This window comes from Gordonia sp. SCSIO 19800 (genome assembly GCF_018132775.1).
GTDB lineage: Bacteria > Actinomycetota > Actinomycetes > Mycobacteriales > Mycobacteriaceae > Gordonia > Gordonia hongkongensis.
The window spans coordinates 17,420-41,135 of sequence record NZ_JAGRQM010000018.1; the positions used below are offsets into that span (position 1 = coordinate 17,420).

The following is a 23,716-nucleotide window of genomic DNA, read 5'->3' on the forward strand; positions in this document are numbered from 1 at the left end:
GTTCTTCGTAACATCACGACGCCAGAGCCGCCCGTCATCCGATGCCGGGCGGCTCGAACGTCTTTCGCGGTGAGTCGGCTTTCTGTCGCCGGTGGGTCAGCGCAGTTGCGCGAGCCCGACCTCGTCGTCCCGCGTGATCGCCTGTCGCAGTGCGGTTTCCGCGTCACCCAGGGAGTCGTTGTCCGCTACGACCCCGCGCAGAGTGGTCACCGAGACATACCCGTCCGCCACTGCGGCGCTGTCGGTGCCGTCGCGGAACCCGCTCTGCCGCTCCTCGCGATTGATCAGCAGGCCGCTCTCGGTGCGGGACAGCCGCAAGGTGAACATGCTCCGGCTCGCCAGTGCGGACACCCGGATGCCGCGCAGTGCGGTGAAGTTGACGTCGGGAACGTTGACGTTCAACGTCATCGGGGCGGCAGGGGTTTCGGCCATCCATCCGACGACGCGCTCGGTCACCGCTGCCGCGGTGTCATAGCGGTGGTGTGGGGCGAACCCGCAACTGACCGCGACGCCGCTGACACCCGCCACTCGCGCGGCCAGCACGGCGCCCACCGTGCTCGAGAACAGGATCGACCGCCCGGTGTTGTGGCCTTCGTTGATCCCGCTGACGACGAGCTCGGGCGGCGGCCCGAAGGCGCCGGCGCAGAAAGCCACCGCGGTCAACGCAGGCGGACAGTCGAGAGCGAAGACCGGGGTGTCGCCGAGATCGGGGAGGCGGTGTTCGGTCGTGGCGATCAGTGCGCCGTCCTCGATCGTGCCCAGGGAACTCCCGCTACCGCTCCGCTCGGAGCTCGGCGCGCCGACGACTACGTCGTGTCCGGCGGAGATCAGCGCCGTGGCCACCGCGATCAACCCATCGGCGTCGTAGCCGTCGTCGTTGGTGACCAGCACACGCATCTGAACTCTCCTCCCGACAGCCCGTCCGGTACCGCGCCGTCTTGATGAATAGTGACTCACCCATCACATATATGTCCAGCCACGGTCGCGCACTGGAGGTAAAAGACGTGCACAGAACCTTGTGTTCGCGACTCGAATGGTTGACAACGTGAGTGGGGTCACACAATAATGTGACGCAGCGTTCGCTAACCACGAACTTGTGGTTACGAGATGCGGAAGCGGGCCGAGGACTCGGCCGCTCGCTCATGACCAACTGGAAGGACGCCGGACATGACCGCCTGGCCGATCTCGAATGAGACCTCGAAACTGTTCCCCCTGTACTCCCGCGCCAACGTCGGCGAGATCTTCCCGGACCCGATCACCCCGTTGAACGCGTCCCTCGGGTTCCAGCACACGCTGGAACCCGGATGGCGCGACGCGTTCGTGGCGTGCGGCGTCTGGGACGACGACCTCTACGACGACGCAGTGGCCTTCAACATCCTCCCGGCCTTCGGCAGCTACCTCTACATCAACATGTCGTTGATGCGGCTGTTCGGCGTGCGCGTTCCCGGTATGAGCGCCGAGGCCGTCGATCTGCAGTACTTCGGGGACATGCCCGGCATCCCGAGTTACGAGAGCGAGAAGCGCGACTTCGACGAGAACGCCGAGTACGAGGCGAAAGCCGGTGCCTGGCTCAACGAGCAGGTGCTCGGCGCGACCGACCTGGCCGCATACGACGTCGATCGCGACGAGGTCGACGAGATCCGCCGCACGCGACCGGACCTGACACAGCTGTCGGACGGCGAACTCGTCGAGCGGATGAACTCGTTCGAGACCCTGCTTCGTCGGCTCTTCAAGCACCACATCGAGGCCAGCCTGAAGTGCGGTGTCGGACTCGGTGCCATCGCGCAGCTGGCGGAGGCGGTTGGCAAACCGGAACAGGCACTCACCCTGGTGGCCGGCCTGGGCAACGTCGACTCCGCAGGCCCCTCGCTGCGGATGTGGGAACTGAGCCGTCAGGCTCAGCATCCCGATGTCGCAGCCCTGTTCGATGCCGGCACCAAGGGGCTCTACGCCAAGCTCAAGGCCTCGGAGTCGCAGGCGGTCGGCGCCTTCACCGCGCAGTTGGATGCGTTCCTCGCCGACTGGGACTTCCGTGGACCTGCTGAGTGGGAGATCCGCGCGATCACATGGGGCGTCGACCCCGACCTCGCCCTCGCGACGATCGAGACGATGCGCGACGTTCCGGATGAGGAAGCGCCAGAGGCCAAGTCGGTACAGCGGTCCGCGCAGCGTGACGCCGCCGCGGCGGCGATCCGGGAGATGCTCGCCGGCGACGCCGAGACCGCAGGCCAGTTCGAGGCAGTGCTGAACGCGTCGGCACTGTGGATGCGCGGCCGCGAACGTGGTCGCACGACAGCGGCGATGCTGATTCACGAATTGCGCCTGCCCGCACTGGAACTCGGCCGTCGCTTCGCGGACCGGGGTGCGATTGACGCGCCACGTCAGATCTTCATGCTCTTCGCCGACGAGCTGGCGAGTTTCCTCGACGACCCGGCGTCGTACCGCGACACCCTCGTCGAACGCGAAAAGGGGTACCTGGACCTGTTCGACCGCACCCCGCCGTTCGTCGTCGACGGCACCCCGCCGCCGGTCTCGGAGTGGCCGCTGCGGTCGGAGTCCAACGTTTCCGCAGCCTCCGCCGGCGACACCATCACCGGTGTCCCCGCGTGTGGAGGTGTCGCGCGCGGAAGGGCGCGGGTGCTGACCGAGGCCGCCGACCCGTCGGCCCTCGAGCCCGGCGACATTCTCATCGCGCCGATCACCGATCCGTCGTGGACGCCGCTGTTCGTCACCGCGGCGGCGGTCGTCGTGGACGTGGGCGCTCCCTTCTCGCATGCCGCGATCGTGAGCCGCGAACTCGGCATCCCGTGCGTCGTGTCGGCCACCGAGGCAACACGGCGCATCACCGACGGCGCGACCGTCGAAGTCGACGGGACCGCAGGCACCGTCACCCTCATCTGAAGTCCCATCTCGCTTTTCGACTCGGCCGGCCCCGAGAGAGCCAATCCCCTCGGGGCCGGCCGCTCCACCCGTGCGCACCCGAGGAGAGCGATGCACGCCTCTGACATCTGTCCCACCTGGCTCGACACCGTGCTCACCACGACCGGTACCAAAGACGGCACGGTGGCGATCACCGACGTCGCCACCAGCCCCATCGGTACCGGCCAGGTCGCCGACAGCATCCGGACGACGGTCAGCTACGCCGCACCCACGTCCGCCCCGTCGTCGTTCGTCATCAAGGTCACCTCCGACAAGGAGCAGAGCCGTGCGGCCGGCCGGAGTGAACTGAACTACCTGCGCGAGGTGCGCTTCTATCAAGAGATCGCGCCGAACCTGCAGGTCCGCGTCCCGCGCTGCTTTCACGGTGAGATCGACTCCAACAACACCGAATTCGCGCTCGTACTCGAAGACCTGACCCCGGCTCGGCCCGGGAACCAGCTCGCCGGGTGCACCGTCGGCGAGGTGCGGCTCGCGGTCGAGCAGGCTGCGGGCATCCACGGACCGTACTGGGGATCGGCGCAACTCGCCGGCACGTCGTGGCTCGACATCTCCGACACCTACTGGGCCCGCTTCACCGAGATGATGCCCGAGTGGTGGGCCGGATTCGTCGCCCGGTACCGAAACCGGTTGTCCGCGGCCGACATCGAACTCGGAACGGCCTTTACCGAGCGTATCGCCGATTACTACTCCGCACTGCGTACGATGCCGTTCACGATTCAGCACGGTGACTACCGGCCGGACAATGTCCTCTTCGATGCGGCAGGTGGCGACGTGCCCCTCGCGGTTCTCGATTGGCAGACGGTGATCTTCGCGCCCGGCGTCGTCGATGTCGCCTACTTCATCGGCGGCGCGCTGGATCCGGCGACCCGCCGGGAATCCGAAAGCGAGTTGCTCGCGCACTACCACCGATGCCTCGTCGAACACGGCGTCACGGATTACTCACTGACCGAACTGATGCGGGACTATCCGGTCGGCACCTTCCAGAACCTGGTGATCGGCGTCGCCGCCGCCATGCTCGTCGCGCGATCCGATCGGGGTGACGACCTCTTCACGGCCATGGTGACCAACTCGCTGGCGCATGCCCGCGACCACGATGCGCTCGCGCGGATCATCGCGCTGAGCGAGCAAGGAGCAGTGCATGTCTGACACGGTCACGCACGAGCATCGACCGCCGACCGGCACACCCGCAATCGGTACCGAACGACTGGGGTTCTATACGCTCGGCGGGCACGTCGCCGACCCACGGGACATGCTGGGAGAACTCGAGCACGCCGAGCGTCTCGGTCTCGGGCAGGCATTCATCTCCGAGCGGCTCAACGTGAAAGAGGCGTGTGCCCTGTCCGGGGCTGCCGGCGCCGCGACCGACCGCATCGGGATCGCCACGGCGGCAACCAACATCAACACCCGCCACCCGGCGATCACTGCGGCCTTCGCGACCACCATGCATCGCCTCACCCGTGGTCGCTTCACCCTCGGCGTCGGTCGGGGCCTGCGTCCCCAGATCGCGGGTCTCGGCCTCTCGCACACGACCACCGCGCAACTCGAAGAGTTCGCTCATCTGATGCGTCGACTGTGGCGTGGCGAGACCGTGACCGACTACGACGGGGCGCTGGGCCGGTTCCCGGCGATCAAGCTCGATCCCACCTTCGACGAGGACATCAGGCTGGCCACGACGGCGTTCGGGCCCGAGACCCTCGCCATGGCCGGCCGAGCCTATGACCTGGTGGTGTTGCACACCTTCTTCTCCGATGAGACGACGGCCCGAGTCGTACGCACCGTCAAGGACGCCGCGGCTGCGGCGGGCCGCGACCCCGACTCGGTCGAGGTGTGGTCGTGCTATGCCACCGTTACCGATGAACTCGACGAACAGGTCATCCTGAAGAAGACCGTCGGCCGGATCGCCACCTACCTCCAGGTCTACGGGGACCTTCTGGTGTCCACCAACAGGTGGGATGTGGCCGCGCTGAACAGGTTCCGGGAATCCGAGGTGGTGCGCGAGCTACCGGGATGGGCCGATGCAGTCGGGGACACCGCGACCTTCGAGCGCCTTCGCGACGTGATCCCCGCCGAGTGGCTCGACTGCGCGGCCATGGGGACGCCGCGGCACTGCGCCGAGAAGGTCCGTGCCCAGTTCGACCTGGGGGTCGACGGCGTGATCATGCACGGTGCGACCCCGACCGAACTCGACAGCACGGTCTCCGAATTCGTCGCTCTCCACAGATGACCGGCAAATCCCACCAGGACATAGGAGGCGCGTACCCGACGGTGCGGTTCGGACTCATTCACGGCCAGGAGTTCAAGACCGACGCTGTCGTCGTTCTGATCGAGGTGCCGGCCCTCGCAACCGAGCAGCACCTCGACGGTGCCGAAGCGTGTCACTCCCCCGCGCAACGATGCCTTCAGCCACGGTTGGTGGAAGAAATTGGCCAGCGGGTCCCCGCATTCTTCGCTGGGCTCGGTCGGCGGTGTCAGGATCTGCCGTCCGTCCACGCCGATGAAGCGTGCGGTCACACCCATGTGCATGCGTGCGGTGACCTCGTCGTAGAGACGACGAGGTCGTAACCACGGACGTCAGTGCTGGGGTCGGGGCTCATGGTGCGTCTGCGTGTGCGGCGAGTGCGGGAAGCAGTGTGTAGACGGCGGCGATCGACTTGCCAGCGGCCATCACCGTGGCGTCCGGACGAACGATCGCTGCGTGGACGTGGTGGTCGAGTAACCATCGTCGAAGAGGGTGGTCGTCAGAGACGACGAGGGTCGATCCACCGCGGCGCTCGATTTCGAAGGCTTGTTCCGGCGTCGGGGCATCGACAGCCACGATCTCAAAGCCCGGTCGACGATCGTCGAGACGACGTCCGTCGCCTGTCGTGATGGCATTGGGCATGAGCATTCCGGCCGGGTTCGCGGCGGTGTCCAGGCGCGCCCACCGAGGCAGACACCCTCCGGCCGCGCCGGTACGGACGTACCACGAATGTCGGAGCGGCGCCGTCGAACTGTCGGTCAGTCGCCTGGTGAGTCGCGGTGCCCGAGCGAGCACGGGCGCAACGATACGACGGATCATGTCGCCGGCGCGGCCGCCGCCGGTCATCGCGGCGCCGGTCGCCGTGGCGATCCGGATGAGGCCGGTGACGTGCGGAATGCGTTCCTGCTCATACGAATCCAACGTCGACGACGAAGCACCGCCGGACAGGACAGCCGCCAGCTTCCAGCTGAGATTCGCCGCGTCACGGATGCCTGCGCCCATGCCCTGCCCGATGAACGGTGGCGTCAGATGAGCAGCGTCGCCGAGGAGGAACACCCGCCGATCCCGCCAGCGCCTGGCGATGCGCGCCCGAAAGGTGTACTCCGCGGAGCGGATCAGAGTCAGATCAGAGACGTCGACACCGTTGAGCCAGGGTTGCAGTAGCGGCCTGACGCCATCGATGGTGCTGTAGTCGGCGGCACTCTCGTGCCACAGGAGCTGGAACTCCCACCGATATCGGGTGTCACCGATTCGCATGTACGTGGCGGCGCGGTGGGCATCGCAGACCTGCGTCACCCCCTCCCACTGTCGCAGATCGGCAGACGTCTCGATGTCGACGACGAGCCATCGCTGGCTGAATCCCAGATCCCGCCATTCGGCCGAGATCGCCGAACGGGTGACGCTTGCGGCCCCGTCGCAGCCGAGCAGGTAGCCACCCGAGACGGGAACGATCGGTTCACCGGTCTGCCGATCGCGACCAGTGAGTGTCACTCCCGTGTCGGACTGGTCGATTCCCTCGACTTCGACTCCCGAACGCACGGTGATCATGGACGAGCGCCGGGCGACGGCGGCGCGGAGCAACTCCTCCAACCGCGGTTGATCGAACATCGACGCGGCCGGGAAGCCGTGCGGACCAGACCCGGGATCGCGTGGGAACTCGGCAAGGACGTGCAACGACGATGTCACGAGACGGAGTCCGAGCGCAGGCCGGGAAATTGCCGCGAATTCCGGGCCCAGGCCGAGGCGGGCGATGATCCGGTACACCTCGTCGTCGAGGTGTACCGCCCGCGGCTGCGGGTAGACCCCGTCCCAGCGCTCGACAACGATCGACCGCACACCCAGGTCGGCGAGCAACGCCGCGGCGGTGAGGCCGGTGGGCCCCGCGCCCACGATCACCACGGGATCACTGCACGGACTCATCGAGCTCGTACCCGGGCCACAAAGCCGGTCGCGGTGAACGCGGTGGCGACGCCGACGACGGCGGCCGGGGCCGCGGACAGCCAACGATCACCGGTGCGCAGGTGCGCTGTGCATGCCCCGATCATCACCGCGCACAGCGACGCGGCGGCAGCCGCACCGATACGCGGATTCCGCTCGCCGGCAACGAGTCCGGTCGCGCCGGCGAGTTCGGCGACACCGATTAGCCGGAACTCCGGCACTGAGAACCCCAGGTGATGTGCGCGCTCGATCATGGGCGCGAGAGCCAGTACTTTCGAGACGCCGGTGAGGGTCAGGCACGCAGCGGCGCCGCGACCGGCCAGGATGTGGAAGTCGTTCATGCTCTGGGTGTTTCGGTGCGATCGGACCACTGCCACTGGATGGCGTAGGCGTCGAGCACCCGCGCGGCGAGGGATTCCTCACGCGGTCGATCGACGTTCGCCACCACCACGCCGTCGGTGATCTGGGCCCGCACCTCGGACTCGATACCGGCTCCGGCGAGTGCGACGCTCAACGTGGCCTGCGTCGCCTGAGCGCGCAGCGCGAGCTTGTACGGTTTGCCCACATCGGTGACCGGCAAAGCATCCACGATCGTCACCGCCTTGGGTGCGGCGGCGGCTTCGGAGACGCGTTCGGTTGCCCAGGCCCGGAGACCGTCGCCGGTCACCGTGCCGTCCGCACGCACGGTCACGAACGCCACGGGCACCTCGCCCGAGTGCACGTCGGGACGCCCGACCACACCTGCGCCGGTCACCTCCGGGTGTTCGAGCAGCACATCCTCGACCGCGCGTGGATCGATGTTGTGCCCACCACGAATGATGAGATCTTTCGCCCGGCCGGTGAGCGTGACGAAACCGTCGGCGTCGACCGAGCCGAGGTCGCCGGTGTCCAGCCAGCCGTCGCGGATGGCGCCTCCATCGTCGAGGTGAAAACCCGCAGCGGTGCGACCACGAACGTAGCCGGCGAAGACAGTGGGACCGGTGACGAGCAACCGCCCGGTGGATCCAGTCGGGACGTCATCCCACTGGTCGTCGACGGCTCGGATGTGCTGGTACGGCATCCGCTGCCCGACCGACCCATCGGGTTGGCCCTGCAAGTAGCTACGCACACTGGCGCAGGTGGCCTCGGTGAGCCCGTACCCCTCGAGCAGGGGGACTCCGGTGTGCGACTCGAAATCGCTACGCACCGCCGGCGGGAGCATCGATGCCCCGACGAGACATGCACGGAGGCTGGAGATGTCAGCATCCACCGGACACTGCGCCAGGACGGCATACACCGTGGGGACGGCGCTCATGCCGGCGATCCGCTGAGCCTGGACGAGCTGCCAGAACACTCCATACAGCGCCACGTCGCGGTAACCCAACGGCCCCGCCCACACCACGGTCTGTCCGCGGAGCATCGGCGCGAGCACGGTGACGATCAGTGCGTTGACGTGGAACAGCGGCAACGCGGCGAAGACGACAGAGTCCTCGTCGAGCACCGTGTTCGCCGCGATCATCCACGCGTTGCTGATCTCGTTGCGGTGGGTGTGAGCGGCGAGTTTCGGCACTCCGGTGGTGCCGCCGGTGTGGAACAGGGCTGCCACGTCGTCGGCGGTGTGATCGTCGGTGACCTCGGTCCGGGGGTGGTCGTCGGCGTCGAGGTAGGCGACCGCGATTGCATGCGCAAGGTTCGGCGGCGCGGGAGGCGCACCGGCACCAGTCGGTGGCAGGAGGAACACGGTGTCGACGTCGGTCGCCGCGAGGATGTCGGCGAGTCCACCGAACATCGCGGGATCGAGATCGGGGCCGGCGGCGATGAGGACCCGCGAGCCGGACCGGCGGATCAGCTCACCGACGTGGCGGGCATCCATGGCAGGGTTGATCGGCGCCGCGATTCCGGCGCGCTGGGCCGCGAGGAACGCCTCGATCAGTCCGGCACAGTTGGGCGCCAGGAGGGTGACGGGATCCTGTGGTCCCACGTCGGCGGCGCGTAGCGTCGCCGCGTGCCGGTCGACCGTCGCCAGGAGTTGAGCGTAGGTTCGATCGGTGGTCTGCTGCCAGCCGGCGGCATCCGGCATGACGCGGATGGCGGTTCGTTCCGGCCACAGCTGCGCTGCCCGGTGCAGTGCCTGATAGGTCGTGTCGGGAAGTCCTCGTTCGGACAGAGGGGTCAGTTCGATGTCGGCGAGATCGGCGGGGGCGTCATAGACGGGCCAGAGCGCGGCCTCTGCACCGGTCGTGGTCGCCCTCATGCCTCACGCACCACGGTGCGCTGGGTGCCCAGGTCGAGCGTGCCATCTCCGGAACGGATGTCGGCTTCGACGATGTCCCCGTGTTTGAGGTACTTGGGGTTGTTGGCCTGCCGACGGAAGAACGCTTTCCACTTCACGTGTGGGGGCAGGAGTGCGCCGATCATCTCGATGGGTTTGGGCGGAGCGGTGAGCGCGGTTCCTCCCGGGGTTCCGGTGAGCAACAAGTCGCCGGCATCGACCCGCTGGAACCGGGTGAGGGCGCGCACCGCTTCGAGAGGGCTGTAGATCATGTCCGCGACGGAGCTGTTCTGACGGGTGACCCCATTGACCCGCAATTGCAGGGTCAGTGTGGGGAACTTCGCCCACTCGCCGGGTTCGAGGAGCAGCAGCACCGGGCCGACCGGTGTGAACGACGGGTAGGACTTCGCTTCGTAGAACTGAGTTTTGGGCAGTTGCACATCGCGGGCAGAGACGTCGTTGGTGATGACCAGACCGGCGACGAGTTCGGCCAGCGATTCATTGTCCACCGTCGACCCCACGGGGAGGGTCTGACCGAAGACGAGGCCGATCTCGACCTCGTAGTCCAGCAGCGAAACCTGGCCGGGTTTGACGATGTCAGCGGTCGGGCCGCTGATCGACCCCGAGGATTTGCGAAAGAACGTCAGCGGAACCTTGCCGGGGTCCATACCGGAATCACGAACGTGCGAAACATAATTGGTCATCTGTGCGATCACCCGGCACGGCGCGGTGACCGGTGAGAGCAGCTCGAGTTCGGACGGGTCGACTGTCGGACCGTCACCTGACACGGACCTGGGAACCGCCGACCGGTCGGCGATCAGTTCGGCGGTCGTGGTGGCGGAGGTATCGATCCGACGGGCGCCGGCGGGCACCCTCACCCACCACGCCTCGTCGGTACGAAGGACGGAAAAGCTCATGAGCGTGCAACTTTCATCAGGCCGAGTAGGCGTTGGACATCGAACTCGTTCTCCGACTCGCGCAGCGACGTCAGGATCGCGGTGAACTCGCGTAGCGCCGCGCGACCTGGTTTCACGCCGAGGAAGTCGGCCGTCGCCGGAGGTCCCCACTGGTTGAGACCCGAAGCGGTCATCGGTGCCCAACCGGTGGCGACCGTGTGATCGAAGTGGTCGCCGTCGGTGAAGTGTTCGACGAGGAAACCGTCGGGATCGCGCCAGTAGTCGAAGATCTGACTGCCCTGAATGTGGCGGCCGACTCCCCAGGAGTGGGCGTAGCCGCGATCGGTCAGGTACTCACCGCCCGCTGCGAGGGCGTCGAGGTCACAGACCTGGTACGCCGAGTGCACATACCGGTCGGCCGGACCCAGCGTGAGGGCGAGCGTGTGATGGTCTGCCGGTTCCGGACCCCGGTCGCAACGCATGAAACTCATGACCGGGCCGCGTTCACGCTGTCCCGGGTAGTAGAGGAAGTCGCTGACGATCATGCCCAGGTTGTGCAGATACCAGTTGAGAGACTCCAGATATCGCGTGGACTGCAACACCACGTGGCCGAGCCGTTCGACGACCGCGGGAGCGCGCGGAGGACGTTGCGGGGTGTTGGTGCGGGTCTTGCCGTGCTCGAAATTGAAGGATCCGCGCACGGTTTGCAGTGGCATCGCCGGCCATTCGGTGACTCCGGCGACCACTCGCACCCGACATCCGCTCGGGTCGCGCGTCGTCACCGCACAGCCTCCGAGGAGATCGCCGAGCGGTTCCACTGGACGTCCCCACTCGTCGGCGAGGACGTGGAGGTCGGACTCGTCGTTCGCGCGGAACGCGACACCGGTAAATGCCGTTCGCGATGCCTGCCGCACGATCACGCAGGGAGAGCCCGCCAGCGCCCCACGCAGGTGAAGCTCGCGCGGCGTCTGGACCGTCGGACTGAACCCGAAGTCCACGGCGAAGGCTGCGGTACGCGCCAGGTCGGGCTTGTCGAATTCCAGCCAGGCGATGTCGCGGACCTTCACCAGCGGTTGCCTGCGTCGCCCGGGATGCTCGCCGGGCCGGGCCCCCTCGTCGGCGTGCAGACCTTCGTGTACGTCGTGCTGCAGTGGCATCGCGACTCCAGATCTCATTGATTGACGATATCGTCATATACGACGCATGCGTCAGTCAAGTACTTCTGACGCTTTCGTCAGTGGTGGGTATGCGACCATTGGGCCTCCTGTGGAAAGGAGTGGCCGATGGCCGAGGATGACCCCGCCGTGGCGACACGCGCCCAGCGACGTAAGGCGCAGACGCGGCGGTCACTCATCCGCGCGGCCCAGCAGCTGTTGGCCGAGGGTCGGACATCGGCCTCGGTGCTCGACATCACCACTCTCGCCGATGTGGGCAACGGGTCCTTCTACAACCATTTCGCGACCAAAGACGAGTTGTTCGAGGCCGCGGTGGTGGCCATCGTGGACGATCACGGCGAGTTGCTCGACGGTTTCACCGACGGCATTGCCGACCCGGCCGAGGCTTTCACGCAGAGCTTTCGCCTGACCGGACGTCTGCATCGCCGGTTTCCGGAGTTGAGCAAAGTCGTTGTCAACTACGGCTTGTCGATGCTGACCGCCTCCGATGCCGGTTTGCTTCCGCGGGCACGACGCGACATCGAGGCCGCGGTCGCCGGCGGACGGTTCGTCGCCCCCGATGTCGACCTCGCGCTGACCGTGGTCTCCGGGGCGACTCTGTCGCTGGCGTTGCTCCTCCTCGAACAACCCGAGCGTGACGACACGGTCGCAACCGACGCGGTCGCGGCTCACGTCCTTCGGGCCCTGGGCGTCCGCGAGGCCGACGTCCGCACGCTCATCGCGCTACCGCTACCGAGTTGGGACTGATCGCGACAGTCGACGGGTCGTCGTGGACGCCAGGTCGCGTGCACGAAGACAACATCAGGCGAAAGAGGCGCGGAAGCTCTCGAACCCCTGAAGACAGTTGTTGCGCAACGGCACCGGGTTCCTGACGGCGATGGTGTCGACTCGCTCGACCATGGCCCGCAGCAAGGTCTGCATCTCGAGTTTGGCCAATTGCATACCGACACAGGTGTGCACACCGTGGCCCCATCCGACGCTACTGCCACGCCGCAGCAGGGAGAAACGCTCGGGGTGATGGAAGTGCCGTTCGTCGCTGTTGGCTGCGGCGAACACCACGGCGACGCGGTCCCGGGGTCGCAGGCGTACTCCGCCGATCTGGGTGGGAACGGCCACCGATCGGGTGAAGACCCGGACCGGCGATGCCATCCGTACGGCTTCGACCACCGCGGTCGGAATCAGTTCCGGTTCTGCCCGCAGCTGTTGCCAGACTTCGGGATTGGTCCCCAGATTCCACAGCAACTGGCCGGTCGAGAGGATCGTGGTGTCCAGGCTCGGCGCGACGAAGTCGATGATCATGTTCTTCGCCTCGATGCGGCTGATCTCGCCGCGGTCGGCGGCATCGAGCACGGTCGCCGCCCACCCATCGGGTGTCACATGACGACGTCCGATCGCCACGGTGTAGAGAAACAGGCCCAGCGAGCCACGCAGAGACCGGAGTGCTCGCCGGTTCGTCGGACCCAGGCCATCGAACGTGGCCCGTCCCCACGTCAGCATCTGCTCCGGAGACACCTTCACCCGACCAATTCAGCCACCGCCTGAACAGGAAGGCGCGTCGCGAAATCGGCTATCCCGTCGAAGCTCTCGCGGGCCAGGAGCCTGTCGACGACCGCAGCCGCCTCCCGCTCGAGCGTAGGTAGCGACGGGCGAATGGCCCGCGAGGTCAGCGACTGCATCAGGATCATGCGACGGGTCATGTGCGTGTCGTCGTCACTGGCCAGCGTCGTGTAGTGCCCCAGAGTGTTGGCCACGGGGTTCGCCGCGACACCCCGCCCGCTGCGGAACGACGAGTCGTCGCGCAACGCCATTCGAACATCATCGAACCGCCCGATCGCGAGCACGCGATAGCGAGGAAGCCACACCACCGGCCCAGCGTCCCGGACGCGCTGGTACACCCCGTGCGGATCGTCGACAGCCTCATCGCCGTACAGATCGACATCAACGACCGGAGCCCCGCGATGAGTTTCCGTCGGCGACGAAGCACGCTGTCCCGTCATCTGCCCGCCTAAGTCGAGAACCGCGGCCGGCTGGCCTGCGTTATGGCCAAGTTCGTCATAGCTGACGAAATCATCATCTAGGTGAGGGCCGAGGTCAAGTCGTCTTCTCGCTGTAGGCGGGTACACCCACAGGCGGACCCGCCTACATCTGAACGACGACCGGCGGCCGACCTCGGATGGTGCTGTTCCGGGCCGACCACGTCACGAGAATCAACCACCGGGGCCGCTCGACGACCGCCACGAGACGGGCCGCATCGACATCGCACCGAGCGCGGCGCGAGGACTTGTCCGCAGTCCGAATCGCGTGGTTCCGCGCACCCCCGTGACGCGCCGTACTCGCGCGTAGCGATTTGACTCGTAAGAATCACACCGTCGAACCACCCCGCGCGTCCCGGATCGCCACTGAGCTGGGTCGGCGCGCTGTACCGTACCTGCGGACCTTCAACCGCACGACGACGACGTGAATGGAGCCGGTGTTGTTTTCTCGTATCGCCATCGTGAACCGAGGTGAGGCCGCGATGCGGCTCATCCACGCCGTTCGGGGCCTGTCGGAAGAGACCCGGCAGCCCATCGAGGTCATCGCCCTGCACACCGATGTGGATCGCAACGCCACGTTCGTGCGCGAAGCGGACGTCGCTTACGACCTCGGACCGGCGGCATCGAGGCCGTACCTGAACATGAAGGTGCTCGAACACGCCCTGCTGGAGACCGGTGCCGACGCGGCATGGGTCGGCTGGGGCTTCGTGGCCGAGGACCCGCTGTTCGCCGAACTGTGCGACCGCATCGGCGTCACGTTCGTCGGGCCGTCGGCCGAGGCGATGCGCAAGCTCGGCGACAAGATCGGCGCCAAGCTGATCGCCGAAGAGGTGGGCGTCCCAGTGGCGGCGTGGAGCCGCGGCGGTGTGGACACCCTCGACGAGGCGGTGGCCGCGGCAGCCGAGATCGGCTACCCGTTGATGCTGAAGGCGACCGCGGGCGGTGGCGGCCGCGGCATCCGGAAGGTCACCAGCGACGCCGATCTCCGCGACGCCTACACCCGCACCCGCGAGGAGGCCGAGCGTGCCTTCGGCAGCGGCGTGGTGTTCCTGGAACGGCTCGTGACCGGTGCGCGTCACGTCGAGGTCCAGGTCATCGCCGACGGTCAGGGCACCGCGTGGGCCCTGGGCGTGCGTGACTGCTCGGTCCAGCGCCGCAACCAGAAGATCATCGAGGAATCGGCGTCGCCGGTCCTCCCCGCGGACCGGGTCGCCGAGCTCAAGGCCTCGGCGGAGCGGCTCGCCGTCGCCGTGGGTTACCGGGGCGCGGCCACCGTCGAGTTCCTCTACCACCCGGGCGAGAATCTCCTCGCGTTCCTCGAGGTCAACACCCGTTTGCAGGTGGAGCACCCGATCACCGAGGCGACCACCGGCTTCGACCTGGTGCGCGCGCAGCTGCACGTCGCCTCCGGCGGACGGCTCGAGGGTGCGGCGCCGAGCGAGCGCGGACACGCCATCGAAGCCCGCCTCAACGCCGAGGATCCCGACCGCGACTTCGCGCCCGCACCGGGCCGCATCGACCTGCTCGAGCTGCCCGCGGGACCGGGTATCCGCGTCGACACCGGTGTGAGCGAGGGCGACACCATCCCCGCCGACTTCGACTCGATGATCGCCAAGATCATCGCCTACGGCCGCGATCGCGACGAGGCGCTCGGCCGTCTGCGCCGCGCGATCCGCGAGACCCGCGTCATCATCGCCGGCGGAGCGACGAACAAGAGCTTCGTGCTCGAGTTGTTGGATCAGCCGCAGGTGATCGACGGCAGCGCGGACACCGGCTGGATCGACCGCGTGCGCGCCGAGGGCGGCCTCGTCGCCAACCGGCACTCGGCCATCGCTCTCATCGCCGCCGCTATCGACGCCTACGAGGAAGAGGAACTCGTCGAACGGCAGCGCCTGATGTCGACGGCCTCCGGTGGCCGCCCGCAGGTGCAGCACGAGAGCGGGCGCCCGCTCGACCTCAAGCTGCGCGGCGTCGCCTACCGCGTGCGTGTCGCCGCCATCGGTGCTCATCGCTTCCGGGTCGTCATCGAGACGCCGGGGGAGACCCGCACCGCCGACGTCGACCTGGAGCGTTTCGACGACCACGCCGCGCAGCTCGTGGTGAACCGGGTCCGCTACCGCCTGCTCACCGACACCCATGGACCGATCCACCTCGTCGACGTCGACGGGGTCACCCACCGCGTCAGTCGCGACGAGGGTGGTGTGGTGCGCTCGCCCGCGCCGGCGCTCGTCGTCGCGACGCCGCTGCAGGCCGGTGACGAGGTCGACGCGGGCGCCCCCATCCTGGTGCTCGAGAGCATGAAGATGGAGACGGTGCTGCGCGCCCCGGTGCGCTCGCGGATCAAGGAATGCGCGGTGTCGGTCGGTACGCAGGTCGAGACCGGCGCCACCCTGATGCGACTCGAGCCGCTCGCCGACGACGCGGACGAGGCCGAAGAAGAAGTCGGCGCGACCGTCGACCTCGAACTGCCGGAGGAGCCCCAGGTCGACCCGACCGAACGCACCACCCGCAGTCAGGAAGACCTGCGCAGCCAGCTGCTCGGCTTCGACGTCGACCCCAACCACCGGACGCGACTGCTCGACGAATACCTCGCGGTCCGCCGGGCCGCCATCGACAGCGGACGTCGTCCGCTCGCCGACGAACTCGAACTCGTGACGGTGTTCGCCGACCTCGCCGAGCTGAGCCAGAACCGGCCGTCGCGGCACGAGGTCGGGGTCGAGCACGTGCACAGCGCGCGGGAGAACTTTCACACCTACCTGCAGAGTCTCGACGTCGAGCGCGACGGACTCCCCGCGGCGTTCCACGATCAACTGAGCCGCGCGCTCAGCCACTACGGCGTCACCGATCTCGAGCGCACCCCGGAGCTCGAGGCCGCGGTGTTCCGGATCTTCCTCGCGCTGCAGAACCCGAACGACTCGGCCGCGGTGATCAGCTCGCTGCTCCTGGAATGGCTCGACGAGCCGACCCCGCGCGACGAACTGCGCGACGCGGTGGGCACCGCCCTCGACCGCCTCGTCGCCGCCACCCAGGTCCGCTTCCCGGCCGTCGCCGACCTCGCCCGCGGCGTCATCTACGCCTGGTACGGCCAGCCGCTGCTGCTGCGCGACCGCGCCCGTGTCTACAGCAATGTGCGCAAGCAGCTCAAGTACCTCGACGAGAACCCCGACGCCGCCGACCGCACGAGCCGCATCGACGACATGGTGCGCAGCACCGAACCGCTCGTCCGGCTTCTCGGTCAGCGCATCGAGCGGCACGCCGACAACACGGTGATGCTCGAGGTGCTGACCCGGCGTTACTACGGCAACCGCGGCCTCGCCGACATCCGGATCCGGGAGGCCGGCGGGGCGACATTCGTGGTCGCCCAGCGAGATGCCGGTGACATCGCTTCGGCCGCAGTCGGTTTCGACGCCCTGCCGGCGACGATCGGCGGACTCGCCGAACTCGCCCGCGACACCGCCGCGGTCGATGCCGACATCTACCTGGCGTGGGAGCAGCAACCCGACGACTTCGACGTGCTCGCCGGGACACTGCACGACATCGTCGCCACCAGTTCGCTTCCGCCGCAGGTGCACCGCGTCACCATCACGGTCGCCGGCAGTGCCGATGCGCGGATGCATCACCACGTGACCTTCCGGCCGTCGGCGACGGGTATGGCCGAGGAACGCCTGATCCGCGGACTGCACCCCTACATCGCGCAACGCATGCAGATGGAACGGCTCCGCAAGTTCGACCTCACCCGACTGCCGTCGTCGGACGACGAAGAGGTCTACCTCTTCCGTTGTGTCGCACGGGAGAACGCGTCGGATCGCCGTCTCGTCGCCTTCGCGCAGGTCCGCGACCTGACCGCACTGCGCGACCAGGACGGCCGCCTGCTGACGCTGCCGACCGCCGAGGCGGCGCTCGCGTCGTGCGTCGACTCGATCCGGCGCGCGCAGCGCGGTTCCACCAACCTGTCCAGCGCCAACCGGATCATCATGTACGTGTGGCCGCCGATCGACGTCGACGCTGACGTCCTCGACGCGATCGCCGACCACATCCGCGGCACGACACAGGGAGTGGGGCTCGAAGAGGTCCAGCTCATCGCGCGTCGCCGCGACCGCGACACCGGCGAGCTGAGCAAGGTCTCGGTCCATTTCTCGGTCAACCCGACCGGCGGGTTCGACGTCCGGGTCGTCGACCCGACCGACGAGCCGATCGAACCGGTCGACGAGTACCGCCAGAAGGTGCTGCGGGCAGCCAAGCGCAACACGGTCTACCCGTACGAATTGGCAGCCATTCTGGGCGATTTCACCGAGTACGACCTCGACGCCGAGCAGCGTCTGGTGCCGGTCGACCGGGCCAAGGGTCGCAACTCGGCGGCGATCGTCGCCGGTGTGGTCACCACCCCGACCGAGAAGTACCCGCGCGGCGTCACCCGCGTGGTCCTGCTCGGCGACCCGACGAAATCGCTGGGCGCGCTGGCAGAACCGGAGTGCAGCCGGCTGGTCGCGGCGCTCGACCTCGCCGAGCAGATGCAGGTCCCGCTCGAGTGGTACGCACTGTCGTCGGGCGCGCGGATCTCCATGGATTCCGGCACGGAGAACATGGACTGGATCGCCCGGGCACTGAAGCGCATCGTCGAGTTCACGCAGGCCGGCGGTGAGATCAACATCGTCGTGGCCGGGATCAACGTGGGCGGGCAGCCGTACTGGAACGCCGAGGCGACGATGCTCATGCACACCAAGGGCATCCTGGTGATGACCCCGGAGTCGGCGATGGTGCTCACCGGCAAGCAGTCGCTGGACTTCTCCGGAGGCGTGTCGGCCGAGGACAACTTCGGCATCGGCGGATACGACCGCGTCATGGGCCCCAACGGCCAGGCGCAGTACTGGGCACCGAACCTCGGTGCGGCACGGGACCTCCTGATGGCTCACTACGAGCACACCTACGTGCTGCCGGGCGAGCAGACGCCGCGCCGCGCGATCACGAGCGACCCCGTCGACCGTGACATCTCCGACTACCCGCACGTCCTCGCGGGCAGCGATTTCACCACCGTCGGGCAGATCTTCTCGGCGGCCACCAACCCGGATCGCAAGAAGCCGTTCGACATCCGCACCGTGATCCGCGCCGTCGCCGACCAGGATCACCCGGTGCTCGAGCGCTGGGCGGGCATGGCCGACGCGGAGACCGCGGTGGTCACTGATCTGCACATGGGTGGAATCCCGTTGTGTCTCTTGGGTATCGAGTCACGGGAGGTGCCGCGCCGGGGATACACCCCCACGGACGGTCCCGACACCTACACCGCCGGCACGCTGTTCCCGCAATCGTCGAAGAAGGCGGCGCGCGCGATCAACGTGGCCAGCGGCAACCGACCACTCGTGGTGCTGGCGAACCTGTCCGGGTTCGACGGATCGCCGGAGTCGCTGCGCAAGCTGCAGTTGGAGTACGGCGCGGAGATCGGCCGGGCCATCGTGAACTTCAAGGGCCCCATCGTGTTCTGCGTGATCTCGCGCTACCACGGTGGCGCATTCGTGGTGTTCTCGAAGGCGTTGAACCCCAACATGACCGTGCTCGCCATCGACGGTTCGTTCGCATCCGTGCTGGGTGGTGCGCCGGCGGCCGCGGTCGTCTTCGCCGGCGATGTGGCCAAGCGGGTCAGTGCCGACGCGCGGGTGCGCGAACTCGAGGCCGAGACCGCACAGGCCACCGGTCCGGACCGCTCGCGGCTCAACGCCGAACTGGCCGACCTTCGACAGTCGGTGCGCGCGGAGAAGATCAGTGAGATCGCCGCCGAGTTCGACTCGGTGCACAGCATCCGCCGTGCCGTCGAGGTCGGCTCGGTCGACGCGGTCATCCAGGCCGACGAGCTCCGGCCCCAGATCATCGGTGCGATCGAGAAGTCGCCGGCGTGGGGTCGGCAGGACTCGCAGGTGGCCAGCTCCTAGAAGTCCTCTGCTTCCTGAGGTGCGCGAATGCCGCGCACCTCAGGAAGCAGGATCACCCGCGCTCGGCGATCTCCTTGATGGCGGCGAGGGTGGCCGGGATGCCCGCCAGCGCGGCGTCGCGACGCTGTTCGAGTTGATGCGATGCGTCGTCGCCGAAGCGTTCGGCGAACAGCTCGAACCCGGCCGGCTGCACGGCCCACGATTCGGTCAGCGTCGTCCCGTCGTCGTCGGGTTCGATCGTGTACGACCACCGCACGGCGTCGCCGTTGACCATCCAGGCGAACTCGACGGGCTCCTGTGCGGCGACCACCCGCGACTGGGTCTCCCACACCCGCTCGGGTGTCTCGTTGCGGCCGAAGAACCACGCGCCCACCTCCGGTCCGGTCGCGGGCTCCTTCCACCAGCACGCCTTGCAGATCGGGCTCCACTCGCCGGTGCGAGCGATGTCGGTCACCAGATCCCAGACCTGCTGCGGCGTGGCGTCGATGTGGATGGACTCGGAACGGGTGAATCGAGCACTGCGGTCGATGTCGCTGGTCGTCATGGGCCCTTCCTGCGGTCGCGTACCGACCATCCTAGGGAGGGCGCCGCTCAGGGCGCGATGGTCCGGTACCGGGACGGGCTGACCCCGAAGGTCCGGCTGAACGCACGACTGAAGTGCGACGGGTCGCGGAACCCGACCTGTGCGCAGATGTCGGCGACGCCCAGATCGCTCTGGACGAGCAGGTTACGGGCCCGGTCGAGCCGCCGGGCGTAGAGCCACGCCCGAGGTGTGGTGCCGGTCGTGCTGAACAGCTTGTGGACGTAGCGCACCGACATCCCGAGCTCTGCGGCCACCAGTGCGATGGTGTGGTCAGGATCGTGGAGGTGATCGGCCATCGCGTTCTGGACCGCGCGGAGGTCGGCGGCGTGTATCCGGTCGGTCGCGGTGCGAGGTGAGACCTGCTCGGTCATCGCGCCGGCGACCATGTCGAGGACCGCGCTCGCCACCGTGCTCGACGACGGCACGGAGACGCCCTGGACCTGGGCCGCGACATCGACCAGGAAGTTCGACACCAGCCGTCCGATGCCCGAGTCGACCGCGATCGCGCGGCCCGTCGCGTCGTCGACGACGTCGTGGGTTGCCCGCGCGATGAGCTGTTCCCGCGGGGCGCGCACGACGATCTGCTCGAACTCGGTTGCGCCACTGACGACGAAAGGTGCAGTGGCGTCGATGATCCCGAAGGCGCCGTGTTCCAGCAATCCGGTGCGCTCACCCTGTGAGATCGTCGCGGCCCCCTGGGTGATGAGGCACAGCAGATAGTCGTCGGCCGGATCGGATTCGATCATCGCCGGCGTGCGCACGACGGTGTGCGGATCGGCGCGGACCACGCTGACCGACAGGGCGCCGACGGGTCGGGCGACGATCTGTGCGGTGAACGGGCGTCGGTCCTGGGGCCAGTCGATGTCCATCTCGCAGAAGGTGGCGTCGAGGGCCTCGGCCCACCGCACCCGGCCCTCGGCACTCGCAAGCTCGCGGGTGCTCAGTTCCACGGATCCGGCGGTGCGCGCGGAGTCATCCATCGGTGCATTCGCAGTCATTCTCTCCCACCACCTCCACCCATAGTGTTCCAGATCACAAGACATCGCCGACGTGGCCGGCGGCATGACCGAACGAGCCGGCCCCAGACAACAGATATCCGGAACGACAACGGAGAGTCACATGACCGCAGTACAGCCCTCCCACGAGGTCACCCCGAAGTTCGTCGAAGAGATCACGATGGCCGAGCTGGAGGCCGATCCGTACCCCTTCTACGAGCGGCTCCGAAAGGAGGCGCCGGTGGCGTTCGTGCCGTCACTCGGGATGTACATCGTCTCGACCCGCGAACTCTGCATGCAGATCGCGAAGGACTCGGACACCTGGCCTGCGGTGATCTCCCCGGCCGGCGGACGCACGTTCGGCCACGGTGCGCTGCTCAACTCGAACGGCCCCGAGCATCGCGACCTGCGCGACATGGTCGAGCCGCATCTGCAACCGTCGGCTGTCGACGACTACATCGACGATCTGGTGCGTCCGTTCGCACGCGAACTGCTGGAGCGGATCGAGGACAACGGTTCGGCCGACATCGTCGCCGAGTACTGCGAACCGGTCAGTGTCCGTGCCCTCGGCGACCTGCTGGGCCTCGGAGATGTGAGCACGGACAAACTGCGGGAGTGGTTCCACAAGCTCAGCGGCTCGTTCACCAACTCCGCGATGACGCCCGACGGCGAGTTCGCCAATCCCGACGGCTTCGTCCCGGGGGACGAGGCGAAGGCCGAGATCATCGCGCACGTCGACCCCAAGATCGACGAGTGGATCGTCAACCCGGATCACAGCGCGATCTCGCACTGGCTCCACGACGGGATGCCGGAAGGCCAGACGCGCAGCCGCGACGTCATCTATCCCAACCTGTATGTGTTCCTTCTCGGGGCGATGCAGGAGCCGGGACATGCGATGGCGACCACACTCGCCGGTCTGTTCAGCCGGCCGGAACAGCTGGAGCGGGTCGTCGACGATCCCGGCCTCATCCCCAGGGCGGTCGGTGAGGGTATGCGGTGGGTCGCGCCGATCTGGTCGGCGGCCGCGAAGATCGCCACCGACGAGGTCGTCGTCGGCGGTGTGACGATCCCGCAGAACTCCGTGGTGATGCTGTCCTACGGGTCGGCGAATCAGGACGAGAACGCCTACGACGCCCCGACCGCCTACGACCTCGACCGGGCCGTGATCCCGAACATGACCTTCGGTGGCGGCGTCCATGCCTGTGCCGGAACCTATTTCGCGAACAACGTGATCCGGATCGCGCTCGAGGAACTGCTGGAGACGATCCCGAACATCGAGCGAGACACCGACCACGAGGTCAACTTCTGGGGCTGGGGCTTCCGCGGTCCCAAGGAGCTCCACGTGAAGTGGGAGGTCTGAGCCGTGACCAGCACACATCGGGTCCGTATCCAGGGCTCGGACACCCCGTTCGAGGTCGCCGACGACCAGTCGGTTCTCGACGCGGTCCTGCGTGCCGGGGAGTGGCTCCCGCACTCCTGCACGCAGGGAACATGCGGGACCTGCAAGGTGCGGGTACTCGACGGCCAGGTGGCGCACAATGATTCGCCCGCGTACACGCTGACGCCGGCCGAACGGTGTGCCGGCCTGGCGCTGGGCTGTCTGGCCACGCCGTGCTCCGACCTGGTCGTCGAACCACTGGGCACCGCGTCGGACGATGGCGCACCACGGCATCCACTGCGCGATTTCGACGGCACCGTCGTCGCCCTGGACGACATCGCCACCGACACGCGGCGACTCGTCGTCGAACTGGACGAACCGATGTCGTTCAACGCCGGTCAGTACGCGGAACTGCAGATCCCCGGTACCGGTCTCGGACGTCAGTATTCGATGGCCAACCCGCCGTCGGAACCGAAGCGCCTGGAGTTCCACATCAAGCGCACCGTCGGTGGAAGGGCAACGGACGGTTGGATCTTCAGCGCGCTGTCGGTGGGGGAGCGGGTGGAACTCCGTGGACCGCTGGGCCAGTTCCACCTCGTCCGCGAACAGAGCGAACCGGCCATCCTCATCGGTGGGGGCACCGGACTCGCCCCGCTCAAGTCGATCGCCCGTCATGTGCTCGATCACGGTCTGGTCCCCGAGTTGTACCTCTACCACGGTGGCCGACGCCGCGACGACCTCTACGACGTCGACTTCTTCCGCGACCTCGAGGCCGAGCACGGCAACTTCCACTACCGGCCCGTCCTGAGCGAGGAGCAATGGGATGGGTCGACCGGGATGGTCACCGACGCGGTCGTCGAGGACTTCCGGAGCTGTAAAGGGCTGAGCGCGTACCTGTGTGGCCCACCGGCCATGATCGAGGCCGGAGTCCGGGCGCTCAAACGTCGCCGGATGGCGCCCCGTCTCATCTTCCGCGAGGAATTCACCGTGGCGGCACCCGTGGCGACCACTGCAGCGTCGTGACATCCCGCTCGAACCCGAAAGGCAAGCCATGTACCGACTCACCGTGATCTACGGACACCCGCTCGACCCGGCAGCCTTCGACCGGCACTACGAGAACGAGCATGCCGAGCTGGTTCGCCGCATCCCCGGACTGCGGCGGTTCGCCGCAGGCAAATGCGAGTCCCTCGACGGCACCGAACCCGCCTCGTACAGTGTGGCCGAGCTGTACTTCGATTCGAAAGAGTCTCTTGGGCAGGCACTCGGCTCGCCCGAGGGGCAAACCGCGGCCGGCGATGTCGCGAACTTCGCCACCGGCGGTGCCACCATGTTGTTCAGTGACGAGTCGACGGTGGGGCCCTGAG

General features: G+C 67.5%; 18 protein-coding genes. 8 read left to right on the plus strand and 10 right to left on the minus strand.

Annotated features, from left to right (window positions below; translation table 11 throughout):
- Positions 1–96: 96 nt before the first annotated feature.
- Positions 97–897 (minus strand): 5'/3'-nucleotidase SurE, encoded by an 801-nt coding sequence (gene surE, locus KB201_RS18330; RefSeq protein WP_058249694.1) that lies wholly within the window; start codon positions 895–897, stop codon positions 97–99.
- A 270-nt stretch (positions 898–1,167) separates the two neighbouring features.
- Between surE and KB201_RS18335 the strand changes: the two genes are divergently transcribed.
- The 3 genes from KB201_RS18335 to KB201_RS18345 all read left to right on the plus strand — a co-directional run bounded on the left by KB201_RS18335 (position 1,168) and on the right by KB201_RS18345 (position 5,164).
- Complete coding sequence (locus tag KB201_RS18335) at positions 1,168–2,901, plus strand: PEP-utilizing enzyme (protein ID WP_078113743.1); 1,734 nt, start codon at positions 1,168–1,170, stop codon at positions 2,899–2,901.
- Positions 2,902–2,991: 90 nt separating this feature from the next.
- On the plus strand, positions 2,992–4,086 hold the full coding sequence (locus tag KB201_RS18340) for a phosphotransferase (protein ID WP_058249696.1): 1,095 nt from the start codon (positions 2,992–2,994) through the stop codon (positions 4,084–4,086).
- Positions 4,079–5,164, plus strand: a complete 1,086-nt coding sequence (locus KB201_RS18345) for a TIGR03857 family LLM class F420-dependent oxidoreductase (protein ID WP_165629530.1) — start codon at positions 4,079–4,081, stop codon at positions 5,162–5,164. Before KB201_RS18340 ends, KB201_RS18345 begins: the two co-directional genes overlap by 8 nt.
- Before the next feature lie 366 nt (positions 5,165–5,530).
- On the opposite strand, the gene KB201_RS18350 is transcribed toward KB201_RS18345, so the two are convergent.
- The 5 genes from KB201_RS18350 to KB201_RS18370 are packed head-to-tail and all read right to left on the minus strand — an operon-like array spanning position 5,531 to position 11,421.
- Complete coding sequence (locus tag KB201_RS18350; protein WP_078113746.1) at positions 5,531–7,099, minus strand: bifunctional 3-(3-hydroxy-phenyl)propionate/3-hydroxycinnamic acid hydroxylase; 1,569 nt, start codon at positions 7,097–7,099, stop codon at positions 5,531–5,533.
- Entirely contained in the window at positions 7,096–7,458 is a 363-nt protein-coding gene (locus KB201_RS18355; protein WP_078113747.1) for a DoxX family protein, read from the minus strand. The genes KB201_RS18350 and KB201_RS18355 overlap by 4 nt, the downstream gene beginning before the upstream one ends.
- Positions 7,455–9,350: an acyl-CoA synthetase gene (locus KB201_RS18360; RefSeq protein ID WP_078113748.1), complete on the minus strand. Its 1,896-nt coding sequence runs from the start codon at positions 9,348–9,350 to the stop codon at positions 7,455–7,457. Before KB201_RS18360 ends, KB201_RS18355 begins: the two co-directional genes overlap by 4 nt.
- Positions 9,347–10,285, minus strand: coding sequence for a fumarylacetoacetate hydrolase family protein (locus KB201_RS18365; protein ID WP_078113749.1), 939 nt, complete (start codon positions 10,283–10,285; stop codon positions 9,347–9,349). The genes KB201_RS18360 and KB201_RS18365 overlap by 4 nt, the downstream gene beginning before the upstream one ends.
- On the minus strand, positions 10,282–11,421 hold the full coding sequence (locus tag KB201_RS18370) for a VOC family protein (protein ID WP_078113750.1): 1,140 nt from the start codon (positions 11,419–11,421) through the stop codon (positions 10,282–10,284). Before KB201_RS18370 ends, KB201_RS18365 begins: the two co-directional genes overlap by 4 nt.
- A gap of 126 nt (positions 11,422–11,547) precedes the next feature.
- On the opposite strand from KB201_RS18370, the gene KB201_RS18375 reads away from it, so the two are divergent.
- Complete coding sequence (locus tag KB201_RS18375) at positions 11,548–12,186, plus strand: TetR/AcrR family transcriptional regulator (RefSeq protein ID WP_078113751.1); 639 nt, start codon at positions 11,548–11,550, stop codon at positions 12,184–12,186.
- Between the two features lie 54 nt (positions 12,187–12,240).
- On the opposite strand, the gene KB201_RS24980 is transcribed toward KB201_RS18375, so the two are convergent.
- The gene (locus KB201_RS24980; RefSeq protein WP_242697039.1) at positions 12,241–12,957 is read right to left on the minus strand and encodes a cytochrome P450; all 717 of its coding nucleotides are present in this window, start codon (positions 12,955–12,957) and stop codon (positions 12,241–12,243) included.
- Positions 12,954–13,247: a hypothetical protein gene (locus KB201_RS24985; RefSeq protein ID WP_249145998.1), complete on the minus strand. Its 294-nt coding sequence runs from the start codon at positions 13,245–13,247 to the stop codon at positions 12,954–12,956. The genes KB201_RS24980 and KB201_RS24985 overlap by 4 nt, the downstream gene beginning before the upstream one ends.
- 653 nt (positions 13,248–13,900) lie before the next feature.
- On the opposite strand from KB201_RS24985, the gene KB201_RS18385 reads away from it, so the two are divergent.
- Positions 13,901–19,396 (plus strand): carboxyl transferase domain-containing protein, encoded by a 5,496-nt coding sequence (locus KB201_RS18385; protein WP_078113752.1) that lies wholly within the window; start codon positions 13,901–13,903, stop codon positions 19,394–19,396.
- A gap of 52 nt (positions 19,397–19,448) precedes the next feature.
- Here the strand turns inward: KB201_RS18385 and KB201_RS18390 are convergent, their stop codons facing one another.
- Both KB201_RS18390 and KB201_RS18395 read right to left on the minus strand, forming a co-directional pair.
- Positions 19,449–19,940, minus strand: coding sequence for an SRPBCC family protein (locus KB201_RS18390; RefSeq protein WP_078113753.1), 492 nt, complete (start codon positions 19,938–19,940; stop codon positions 19,449–19,451).
- Positions 19,941–19,987: 47 nt separating this feature from the next.
- A complete protein-coding gene (locus tag KB201_RS18395; protein ID WP_058249702.1) occupies positions 19,988–20,977 on the minus strand; it encodes an AraC family transcriptional regulator in 990 nt (329 codons plus the stop codon).
- 121 nt (positions 20,978–21,098) lie between these two features.
- Between KB201_RS18395 and KB201_RS18400 the strand changes: the two genes are divergently transcribed.
- Genes KB201_RS18400 through KB201_RS18410 form a run of 3 tightly spaced genes read left to right on the plus strand, consistent with a single transcriptional unit; the run spans position 21,099 to position 23,715 of the window.
- Complete coding sequence (locus tag KB201_RS18400; protein ID WP_065632478.1) at positions 21,099–22,334, plus strand: cytochrome P450; 1,236 nt, start codon at positions 21,099–21,101, stop codon at positions 22,332–22,334.
- A 3-nt stretch (positions 22,335–22,337) separates the two neighbouring features.
- Positions 22,338–23,375, plus strand: a complete 1,038-nt coding sequence (locus KB201_RS18405; protein ID WP_078113754.1) for a 2Fe-2S iron-sulfur cluster-binding protein — start codon at positions 22,338–22,340, stop codon at positions 23,373–23,375.
- A 28-nt stretch (positions 23,376–23,403) separates the two neighbouring features.
- Positions 23,404–23,715, plus strand: a complete 312-nt coding sequence (locus tag KB201_RS18410) for an EthD family reductase (RefSeq protein WP_078113755.1) — start codon at positions 23,404–23,406, stop codon at positions 23,713–23,715.
- Position 23,716: the final 1 nt, after the last annotated feature.